Annotated in this window: 2 protein-coding genes; both read right to left on the bottom strand. The window is 33.6% G+C overall.

The features are described 5' to 3' along the window. Window positions 1-11182, bottom strand: an 11182-nt coding sequence (locus JEP40_RS18560; RefSeq protein WP_198624751.1) for a hemagglutinin repeat-containing protein, incomplete at its 3' end; no start/stop codon positions are given. A gap of 80 nt (window positions 11183-11262) precedes the next feature. After that, a complete protein-coding gene (locus tag JEP40_RS18565; RefSeq protein WP_198624752.1) occupies window positions 11263-12975 on the bottom strand; it encodes a ShlB/FhaC/HecB family hemolysin secretion/activation protein in 1713 nt (570 codons plus the stop codon). Window positions 12976-13056 lie beyond the last annotated feature (81 nt).

Here is a 13056-nt window from a genome sequence, read left to right on the forward strand (position 1 = left end):
ATTGCTTCGACTTGTAGTCATCTATGGATTGCTGGCTTTCAAGGTGTAAATCCCCACCCACTTTCGCAATAACTTTATCACCTTGAGCTTGTGCACCTTTTAGTGTTGTATCTTGACCACTTTGTAAGGTGAGGGTTTGCCCTGCATTTAGCGTCGTATTGGTATAATAGGTGTGATCGCCCTCTTCAAATCCCTTACCTCGACTACCATTCGCATTAATGTTAACGCCAACACCGCCAGAGCCCACTGTCACACCAACACCAACAGACGCACTTTTACTTTCGTTTTTGCTGTCTGTTGTTTCTTGGTTTTGTGCAGATTGTAAAGTGATATCACGGCTAGCAATCAACGAGAGATCGTTGCCAGCTTGCAGTTCACTACCGGTGACCCTGATATCGCCTGTTTCTTTGCCTGTTGCGGTGATAGAGAGGTTTTCACCTGCACTTAAACTACTGCCTTGAGCAATATTTCGTTGGTGTATGGTTTCTGATCCAGAAGAACTTTTACCATAAGAAACATTAGCGCCAATTAACGTTGTGCTTTCATTATCTGTACCTGATTGGGCATTATCTAACGCCACAGCACCCACCGCTTGAGCACCCGAAAGCCCAGCTTTGATACTTTGTAAGGTACTAATTTGGCTATCGTCAGCTTCTTTGGCGGCTTTGTATCCCGCAATAGCGCCATTAATGGCACTTCCTGCCGTACCGCTTAGGGCAACCGTCACACCACTTTGTTTACTTTTGGTTCGACTTAATTCGGTATAGCTATTTTCAGAAGAAGAAATATCAACAGAATCCCCTGTAAGAGATATCTCCTTTTTGGCAATCATTTCACTACCATCTATGGTGAGATTATCACCCGAATTTATGCGAATATTGCCCTCGGTACTGCCGATTACACTACCTTTATAGGTAATAGCATCACTGTTATTCAGCTGTTCAAAGGTTGATTTTCCGACGGTAAAACCAATACCGCCAGTACCACCGATGCCTGATTTTTTGATCTTTTCTTCATAAGATTGGAACTCTAATTCTTGTGCCGTTGTTAGTGATAATTGATTACCTGCATCAAGATTAATATCTTGTGTTGCTATAATTTCACTACCTTGTGCCGTTAAATTATTGCCTGCAGAAACCGAAATTTCATTCCCTTTTAATAGAGAGCCTGTTGCCTGTTTATTATGAATTTCAGCATGCGTAGTATGTGTTTCCGATGAACCAAACGATTTGTCTTTTGTGACACTATGGGCAATTTGATCAATTGAGGAGTAACCACTTTTTAGCGAAATATCATTACCTGCATGTAATCCTAACAGTCCCGTGGCTTGAATATCTGTTGCTGTAAGATGAATATCCTCACCCGATTGCAATGTAATATCACCCGCATAAAGGCGAGAGCCTATCTCTTCTTGCGTGGTTTTATGCAGATAGTTTTTACTATCCCAATCTATATTTTCTTGGCGAACCGTATTGATAGTTCCTAACTCAATATTTTCACCTGCATTTAATAAAACTCGGCTATTACCACCTGCTAAAATATCTGTTGCCGTCAGTTCTAAGTTACGTGTTGCCTTTAATGCAATTTCGCCATCAGGCTCAGTTAAATAAATGGCTGCACCACGATTTATCCATTGATTAGATGCATCACCATTTGTTGTTGCAGTACTAATAAGAGAATCACCCGCTTGCAAACTCACGCGACTCTGCCCTGCAATTTGGCCACCCTCATTTTTAATATCATGCAACGCTGTTAAATCAACGGTCTTTCCTTTTATAAGACCTTGGTTTATTAAATTATCTGTTGATGCTTGTAATCCATTTTTACTTAAAATAGTACCTTGGTTTTTCAGCTCTGGAATATTATTTAAAATAACTTCACTACCTGAAAGCAATGCACCACTATTTTGTAAATCACCTGGTAATACTCTGGCATAAACTTGTGGCACCAACACTTTTTCAACGGAACCATTAGGTAAAGTGATTTCCCTGCTGGTTAATAACACCATATCAGCCGTGATCATTGCCATTTGCTCTGCTGTTAGCGTTACACCTGGCTTAATGCCAAATTCTTCACTAAAGCGGATACCTGCATCCATCAATGCATGATATTGCTGTTCGTTGTCATTGTGCCCATCAAGATATTGATTTCCGGTCAATTGGATAATTTGATCGCGTACTATGCGCTGTTCATAGAAACCATCACCAATACGTTTATGTGTATTATTGTGATCAACAGATAACGCATTTTGCATATAATCTGAGCTTAACCACTCTCTTTTATTGGTAAAACGAGAGTCTGTTTCAACAATATATTGACTATCCGTTCCTTTATTTAAGTTAAATAAACGATTCTCAGGTAATTTCAATATTGGTGCTACTGTTTGAATATTAACCTCAATAGTTTTATTTTCTGTTGGTTTATCTAATTGAGGCACTGTAATAATTTTACCAATAGGCTGTTGCACTAAAGGCTGTTTATCTACATGTTTTATTTCAGGTAGGGTTAAATTTGGCTGATTAATTTCAGTCTGTTTAAGTTCAGTAATAGCTACTTCATCACCTACTTTTAAAACTTTATTTTCAGCCGTTTTTTGCTCAATAATTCCATCAAGTTTTTTTGTCTCTATCTGCCCTGATAAGATAAAATCATTTTGTTCAGTTAATAAATTATCTTGATGTTGTGTTAACGACAATTCATCAGCTAATTTTTCGGTGCCTTTATCTAAGGTAATAGAAGCAATATTTTCAGTATGAACATCAATACTCTTTTCTTTAATAGTTAGAAGACCAAATCTTGGCTTAGCCGATATAATAACTTCATCGGATTTACTTGCCTCAGGACGTTTGTCTGACGTTTGATTACTGCTTTCTTTATATTCTAATAAGCCTAATGGCAAATCAGTCACTATCTCAAACGGCCCATATTGAGTACTTGAAGTCGAACTACTTTTTTTCTTACCTCCAGTTCTTCGCTTACCCGGACGTTTATGCTTTATTGCTATACCTTCATGGTATTCAATACGCTGCCCAGCAGTTTCCTGATTATTGATATGCATTCCATCAATAATCAGTTTTCCACCTGCTATAATATGGCTATCTATATTATTTAAATTATCACCTTTTAGAGTAATATCTTTACCCGCTAATATTAATGCGGGATCACGATGTAATAACTTCGATTCTTCTGTAATGATATTGTATTTAAATTCATAAAAGTCTTTATATTGTCTACCATTAACATGTAATAAATGTTCACGCGTATTGATGTTGTACCAAATTTTTTCATCATCAGCGTCAAATTTATCACTACTGTAATCAACACCAAATTGATACATTGGAATTTCAGACACTTTTTCAGGATCACTTATTTTTAAATAGAGATCACGGTTATTAATTTCTGAAATATGGGCAAACAAATTCCCATTTGCTTCAATTGATGCACTTTCATTATTTAATACATCAGCGGCAACACTTTCTGGCAGGCTTTCAGTATCAAAACCCGCAATTGCCATATCATCGCCACTATAAATCAAGGCATGATTACGATTATTTATTGTATTACTAAAAAGCTGTAAATTTTCGCGAGATGCTAAGACTGGCGCAATCTCATCAAGTTTCGCACTATTATCAAATTGCTGGCTTTTTATATAAATATTATCGCCATATATACGACCACCAACTTGGTTATTGATTATCGTTGCAATTAAGAAAAGTTTTCCCCCAAAGGCATCAATCAATCCTGTATTGTGCAGATTGTCTGATACTGTAATCGCTAGATTTTTAGCACTTACTTCACCATTACGTTTTTCATACTCATCAACACTTCTTGCAATACGTGCTGTAATGATCTCATTATTTTTTACAGGTTCATAATTAGTAAAGCTTGTTGCTTTCAGTGAAAGTTGCTCACCGGCATAAATAAATCCACGATTATCAATTCTTTGTTCTGAAGAAAATGTTAATGAATCCTGAGCTTTAATTGTGGCATTTTCATCTAATACAAACGCATTCTTGAGCTGAATTTCACTTTTACCTGCCGAGATAACGTCACCATCGCCTGTTAAATTTTCAGCCCATAAACGAAGCTGTGCCGTTGCAGCTAACAGCCCTTTTTTATTATCAATGGCTAAGTTATTTTTTGGTGATCCACCTATAGTTAATTCATTTGCGGAAATCAAACCACTTTGATTATTTAGTTTTTCCGCTGGTGTTAATTTTAATAATTCACTCGCCTGAATAACACCTTGATGGTTAAAAAGTTCATCAACTAAAATATGAATATTAGCTGCCTTTAACCCTAATTTATCATTTTGAGTTTGTTGGTTATCTAGTTTCTGAGTATTGAGGACTAACAAGCCTTGAGATTGAACTTGCCCTAATTGATTGTTAAAATCTTGCTCTAACGTAATATTGACATTATTTCCACTAACAATACTTCCGTCTTTATTATTTACGCTACTTCCTTGAATAACAAGATCTTTTTTAGATAACAACGTTCCTTGTTGATTATCTAATGCTTGTTCATTTAATTGAATACTAAGCTTTTCAATTGCTTGAATATGGCCTTTTTGATTATTTAAGGATCCAATATTTAATTGTGTTTCCGTACCACTAATTACGTTACCTTTAGTATTAATTAGTATTTTTTTATTTGTATTTACTGATAGCTGATTATCAGATTGTAATAATCCTTCCGTATTATCCAGTTTTTGAGCATCAATTTTTAAAATTGATTTTGCGTATAATGTTCCTTTATGATTTTGTAAATCAGCACTGTTAATTGTTACAGTATCGCCTGCTGTAATATATCCTTGTTGATTATCTAATATGCCACTTTTTAGCCAAATATTATCAGAAGAAACTAAACTACCTTCGTGATTATTAAGCAGAGAATCCGCATGATTTATTTTTAACAAACCAATTGATGAAATTTTTCCTTGGGAATTATTTAATTGGGAAGTTGTTAAATCTGTTTTTCCCCCAACAGTGACTAATCCCTGTTGGTTATTTATTTTTTCAAGGCTAGTTAGATCTAAATTTCCTACTGTTGAAATTAATCCTTCCTGATTATTAAGTTGTTTAACTTTCAGATTAAGATCATCTTTAGCAATAATACCTGCTGTCGCTTTATTACCAGTATTAGTTAATTCGCCATCAGCATAAATTGTTAATGCTTTTTCTGCATAAATCAGACCTTGATTATTATTAACATCTTTTGTTTGTAATTTCAGCTTATCACTATTACTTGCAATAGTGCCTTTTGTGTTATCGAGTTGCTTTGCTGCAATATTAGCATATTGATTAGATGCAATTTTTCCAAAGTGATTAATCAAATCACCACTATTTATAACCAGTTTTGCTAAGGTACTTATTGTTCCATTTTGGTTATCAATTTTTTGTTGTTGTGCTTTAATGATTAAGTCATTTTTCGCAGTAATTACACCTTTCTTGTTTTCAATTTCTGCTGTGGCTAGATTTAACTTACCATATTGACTACCAAGCTGTGCTTGGTTATTAATCAATTTGCTACTTGTGATATTAACGTTATCGTCCGAAACTAATCGTCCTTGAATATTGATTATATCACCCGTTTTTAGTATCAACGGACCTTTACTAATAATACCTTTAGTCAAGGTTTGGCTGTTATCTAATTGATTATTTTGAGTATCTAACGAGAAAGAACCTGCCGAATAAAGTGTCCCTTTTTGATTATTTAATGCTTGTGTTACTAATTTAAGACCATTAGATTGACTGGCAATTTCTCCATTCTGATTATTTAATCCAAGGCTATTAAGTAATAGTGATTTTGCAGAAAATATATATCCAGACTGGTTATTTAATTTCCCCGTAAATAAATTAAGTGTACCTTGGCTAATCACTCCTGCATTAGATAAAGTGTTACTATTATCAAATTTATTGTCTTGAGTGGTAATAGTTAGATTATTATTAGCACTAATTAATCCATTTTGATTATTAATAGCCAGACTTTCAATAGAAACACTCTCTTGTAAACTCCCTATTTTTCCTTTTTTATTATTAATATCTTGAGTAAAAAGAGATTGTTTTGTCGTCGATATTATTTTTCCATCTTCATTAATAAGATCACCTACATGGATCGTTAACTCTCCTTTGCTAACAATACCGCCACTCTCTTTTGTCTGACTATTATCAAAATGTTGATCATGGGTGTTAATTTCTACATTATTGATCCCCGTAATTAAACCCGAGCTATTGACCACTTCACCACTATTAATAGTGATATTGTCAGACTGGCTAGCTATTACACCCTGCTGATTATCTATTTTCTGTTTGTGGGTATTAATATCTAATAAGGAAAAAGCACTTATTAATCCTGAATAATTAAATAATGATTGGCTGTTTACTATTAATTTTCCAGCTTGGCTTGCTATTGTACCTTGCTGATTATTAATTTCATTCAAAGATAGCTGATTATCTTTTTTGGCAATAAAACGACCCTGTTGGTTATCAAAATTTTTCGCTGTAATTTCAATATTACCATGACTAATAATACCTAGATCATCAACTGTTTCATTATTACTGAGTGACTCTTTTAATATTATTTTGAGTTCTTCTGATGCGTAAACTAATCCTTTATTATTATTAAGCTGATTTCCTGTTAAGGTTAGATTATTTTGTAGACTAGCAATTTTCCCTTGTTCACTATTTAATATATTAAAAGTTATCTTTGCTAAGCCTTCAGCACTTAAGTTACCTTGCACATTAAAAATATTACCTGCATTTAATAATAAATTCCCTTTAGTCAAGATCCCCTTATTATTCTTAGTATTGCTGTTATCAATATCATGACCTTGAGTATTAACAAGCATATTCTTAAGAGAATAAATCAATCCAGAAATATTATTTATAGCCGTTGAGTCTACAGTTAACATGCCATTATCAGCAGATATAATTCCATTATTATTAATTATTTTTTTCTGTTGAGTATCAATATCAAGGTCAGTTTTAGCAATTAAATGACCTTTTTCATTATTTAATTCACCACTTTTTAAGATGATATTTTTTTGACTAACAATACCACCACTTTTGCTCGTATCAGTATTATTAATACCATATTTATTGGTATCTAATTCTAAAGTATTTTGTGCTGATATAACACCATAACGGTTATCAATTTTATAGGTATTTAGTGTTACTGATGATTTTTCACTCCCTAAACGCCCTTTGTAGTTAATTAAATCACCCAGAGATAAAACACTGACACTGTTTTTCCCAATAATTTCGCCTAGTGTATTATTAAATTGGCCATTATTTTCAATCCTAACACTATCACGTCCTTCTATTTTTCCTTCTGTATTATCTATATTATTATCGGAAGTTACTGTAATAGCTTTATTTGAGGAAATCTGTCCCCGAACATTATTCAAACTGTTTGTCGTTATATCTAAAGAATGAGCACTGAATATTTGACCTTGTTGGTTATTTAAATCTCCATTACTCGTAATGTTAATTGTATTTTTACCAACTAATTTACCTTTGGTATTATCTATTGTACCACTTTCAATCGTAAGGTTATGCTTACTAAAAATTTGGCTACTATTTTGTTGGCCTTGATTACTTAAATGCTCACCTTGTGTATTAATAGTAATATCATAAGCACTGATTGAGCCATCATCATTATTTATTGCTTTACTAGTAATAGATAAATTATTATTTAAGCTACCTAAAACTCCTTGTTGATTAATCAGATTATTACTTTTTAATATTAATTTTTCACCAGAAACAATACGCCCTGTAGTACTATCAATATTTCCACTGGTAATAGTTAATAAACCTTGTGCCTCAATTCCTTGGTCGTTCTCTTTCGTAAAGCGATTAGTCAGTTTATCACTTAATGTTAATAGTAAATTTTCAGAAGAAAAGAGATGGCCTTGAGTATTATCTAACGATAATCCTTTAAGTGTTAAACTCGATAATTCACTAACAATTTTACCTGTATTGTTTTTTACAGTTTGGGTTGTGAAATTTATAGCTTGCTTAGCAAGCATTTGTCCTTGTTGATTATCAAGCTCTCCACTCTCTAGTGTTAATTTTCCTTGACTAACAATACCACCACTCTTTTTTGTCTCACGATTATTGATTATTTGCTGATGGCTATTAATTGTTAAATCTTTACCTGTAATAATTAACCCTTGTTGATTATTAATTTCACCCGTTTTTAAATCTGCACCTTCAGTTAAACTTATTTTCCCGGATTGGTTAATTAAGGTAAATTTTCCCGTGTTCAGATCTAATGTTTTTCCATCAATAATACCTTGCCTATTATCTAGCTCTTCTGTTGTTAACAATACGGTTTTTCCGCCAATATCACCTTTATGATTATCTAAAACACCCGTATTTAATTGTAGTTTTTGACTAGCCTGAATACCCTGATTATCTTGAGTATCCCGATTAATAAGCTTTTGTTTATTCGTATTTATTGTAATATTTAATGCGTGTATTAAGCCTGAAGTATTATTCCAGCCTTGAGTCTCAGCAGTAAAATTCCCCTTAGTCGCTATTTGACCTTTTAGGTTATTGACTGTTTTGGCTTGTAAGTCAATTGTTTTTCTCGCATTAATAACACCTTGAATATTATTGATATTTCCTGTTAGTAAATTTAATGCAATACGGCTAATTATGCCGCCTGAATATTGGGTATTTTGATTATTTAATGTATAGCCTTTGGTATCAATCCACATGTTACTTTCAGATTGGATACTGCCTTCACTATTATCGATACCTTTTGCTGTAAAATGGAGCGTATCTTGAGCGAGAATAATGCCTTTTTTATTATTCGCCTCGTTACTCAACATTATATTTAATGTATTCGCACCCATTTCACCTTGCTGATTATTCAATCGACCGGCTTGGACTTGACTATCTTCAGACGTGATTATCTTACCTGAATGATTATTCAGCTCATTCATTAAGGTAAGTGAAATGTTTTTTTCAGCCTGTATAAGACCTTTGGAATTATCTAATTGACCTGCATCGATTTTATTCTGGGCAGTTGCAATTAATTTACCTTTAGTATTGATTAAATCTTTTTGTGTTGTTATATCAAGATCATTATTTAATGTTCTAATTTCGCCTTGATTATTATTAATTATACTTGCTTTAAGCGTTAACTGATCCTGAGTCTGAATTTTGCCTTGTTGATTACTGAGTGTTTCTTTAACTGTAATAAATGTTGTCTTATCGCCTGTTTGCTTTAAGGTCGCATTATCATGATTCAGATTAGTTGCAGTAATAGTTATATTATCAGCCTGCGTTGTTGCTTTTTCTAAATCAATCAGTTGACCTTGTAAAGATAAGTCGCCCGCGGATAATAATGTTCCCTCTCTTCCAGAAAGATGTTGGGCTTCTATGGCTAATAACCCTTGTTCAGGTAAAGAAATAATACCTTGCTGGTTATTCAGTTCTGTTGCTTTTACTATTAATTGATTACCTAAACTTTGAATATTTCCTTTTTGGTTGTTTAATATTTGGTTGTTAAACGTCAGCACACCTTGTGCATTAATTTCACCTTGTTGATTATTTAACTCATTTGCATTGAAAGATAATTCACGAGAGCCTGTTTGTGTAATTTTTCCCTTGGTATTATCAATCAATTGAGGTGCTGTAAGTGAAACCGTCTCACCTTTAATTTCACCGTGGCGATTTGAGATATAAGTACCCGCATCAAGCACTATATTTTCAGCATTAATCTGAGCTGAGTCAGAAGTTACATAGCCTTCTGTCGCTTTTACTTGCAGTGATTTACCTTGAGTATGACTATTTGAAAGATCAATACTCTTAGCATTAAAAGCAATATTACTACTACTTAAATGTTGACCCGCAGAATTTAATTCATCCTTTATATTTAATGTCAACGTTGCAGGTTTTGAGATATTACCTTTATTATCAACGCCAGCACCTAACTGGCTTTTTTTCTCTGCCAAATAGTTTTTAGCATCAATCTGAATATTTTCTTGTGCAAGAAATTTACCTACTTCCGTTTGAGAAACAGTTCCTTTTGCATCGATTTGAATATTGTTTTTAGCTTGTAAAGTTCCACTATTTGCTAAATGGTTTTCAACAGTAACATTTAGATTTTGCTTACCAACGATAAACCCCTGATTGTTAAGGCTCGTTGTTTTTATATCTAATTCTGAATGAGATTGGATTTTGCCACTATTAACTAACTGCCCGTTTTCATTAAGAGTTAAACCACCAATATCAGCACCAATTTCTCCAGCATTATGTACACCTACACCATGCTCAGTACCAACAAGCTTTATTTTATTGGCATACATACCACCAACCAGTGCAACATCGATTGCATAGTCAGTTTGTTTTTCAGCTTTATCATCTTGATTTACAATATTACCTTCGTTATCTAATCTATTTTTCCCTGTCGTAATTTCTAATTTATTAGCTTGAAGACGTGAGTTTACTTCTACTGCTCGCGCTAAAATACGCGTGTAATCACTCGATGTATCATTTAATCCACTTCCTGAAATAACAATTTTACCATTGTTAATTTCATAGCCAGTGATTGCACCATCTTGTGTTAATGCATTGCCAGCAACTAGTGTGGTATTTACTGCATTAATAAAGCCACAGCCTTGACAACTGATCCCCGCTGGGTTTGCAATAATAATTTCAGCGCGTTGACCCGCAACTTCAATAAAGCCATTTAATTGGCTCGGATTTTGGCTATTAATTTCATTCAAAATGACCTTAGCTTCACCATTAACAAGCCAAGGATTACCTGTTACCATGCCAGCTAACTGAGTTTGCGTATCTTGCAAACTGTTATTTAAGATTGCCCCCTTATTATCAACATCGAATTGCGTAAATTGGTTAAGAGAGACACCATGTTGATTCGGTTGCTGAATATTCACTTGAGCAACTCCATTACTTGTTTGTAATACCGTTGCTTGTTGATTTTGAGGCGCGTGTTGATCAGCAATAATTTGACTTGCTTGTGCTGAAAAACTCACTAATCCCTGCATTAACAGTAAAATAAAGGCCACACTATTAAATGATGTACGAATAGGCGATGAAATAATATTATTTCGTTTATTATTTTCACCACTTGATTTAGTTAATTCAGAAACGACAACCATCAATTGTCGAGTACGATTATAAATAACGCGATAACATAATTTATTCATGTGTTAGATCCTTGCCATTATGACAATAAAATTTCATTTAATTATTATTTTTTATTTAATATTTGAGTTAATGTTGTATTTTAATAATTAAAATTAATACTAAATCCTAAATTAACATGATCCGTTTTAAAGCCATCAGGTTTAGATAATGGCGTGCCAATAAATGAATCATATTTTATTGTGGATGAAAGTAACGAACCTTTTATACCCACAACACCACCAGCAAGATGTTTACCTAATAATCGAGGATTATCCGTATTTGTTTTTAATTCACCATAGTCCGCACCAAGGTAAATAAACTGTTCTGATGCAGGATATCGCCAACTCAATGTATTTTGTAAAAACCAACCTTCATTTGCACTGAGTGTTCTTTCGCCATCGAATCCACGAACAGTCCAACGATTACCAATTGCAAACTGATCAATAGGTGTTAATGCATCATGTGTCATTTGTTTGCGATAACTTGCTTGATATTTAAATTGCTGTTGAGCAATAGATATTGGAATATCTAATTCAGCTCGCCACGTTAAAATATTCGCTTTATCTGTTGCATAGTAATTATCAAGATACTTTTCTTCGTAAGCCGCCATTGAACCAAACCAGCGTGTTCCTTTTTGATAATTTATACTACCGTCCAAAGTTCCAAAACTAAAATATTGACGATGCGAGAGATTCACTAGCCAATGACTCACTCGTCGACGTTGTATTTCAATTTCAGTATTATCTATATAATTTCGTAAGACTTTAGCTTGAACACCATAACGTAATATTGTCTTACTTTGCTGATTACGAAAAAGAGTATACGATACACCAGCATTAATACTGTCACTTTCGCCTGAATAGAGTATGTCTTTAATATGGCCAGCTACTGTCTGAGAATAATCATATTTAGAGGCATTAATATCAAATAACCAATAGCCAAAAGGCACTGAATAATGCGCCATAATATTTTGATTATTTTTACTACCAGCAAAATCTAAATCACGTTCTGTTGAAAAATAGAACAAATCACTCAGTGTTAAAGGATTATCCAGTGCTAACATTAAGCCACCTTGATAACGCCCTGTTGCAGGTGATCCGGCATCATTTATCCACAATGAAGTATGCCAGAAACGAGATTGTTTTCGCTTTATCACAATGTCGCTTTCGCCCGCATTTTCACCTGGCTTTATTTCCATTTCTGCACTAACAACCGGTAATCGTTGCAGATTTTCTAACCCTTGTTCAATATCTCGTAAATCAAGTAGTTGTTTTTTATGTGCAGGCATACTGGTATACAACAAGGCGTATTTATCAGAATCATCAGTAAACTTAACATCGCGAATAATGCCGGGAACTATTGTTAGATATAAAGTTCCACGACTAATATCTTGTTCAGGTACAACAATACGTGTTGTGATCCACCCATGCATTAATAGCCGATTTTGCATACGAGTAACTACGGTATTTATTCCGTTTATCCCCAAACATTGCCCTATAAATTCAGTTTTAAAAAGAGGTAGATTAACCCAATGAGGAATAACTTCGGCATTGGTTATTTCAATATGTTCGATTTGAAAACAGAGCTTTTCTTCTGTTTTACTCCCTTTTTCTTCATGTTGACTAATATCAAAATATATATTAGGCATTTCAGGTATTAATTGCTGATAAAGCGCTTCTTGTTGACTTTGATTATGCTGTTGTTGCTGATTAAAGATTTCAGTCGCATTTTCAGAAGCATCTACTGAAAATATGGGAATATTAAATAGCGCAAAAAACACCCATGATTTTAAAAAGAGTATGATTTTTTTCATATTATTCAATAAATAGAGTCTGTGATTTTAATTGTATTTATTTAGGATACATCTAATCTTTAATATTATTGATATTAAAAT

This window comes from Proteus vulgaris, assembly GCF_016239305.1.
Taxonomy (GTDB): domain Bacteria; phylum Pseudomonadota; class Gammaproteobacteria; order Enterobacterales; family Enterobacteriaceae; genus Proteus; species Proteus vulgaris_C.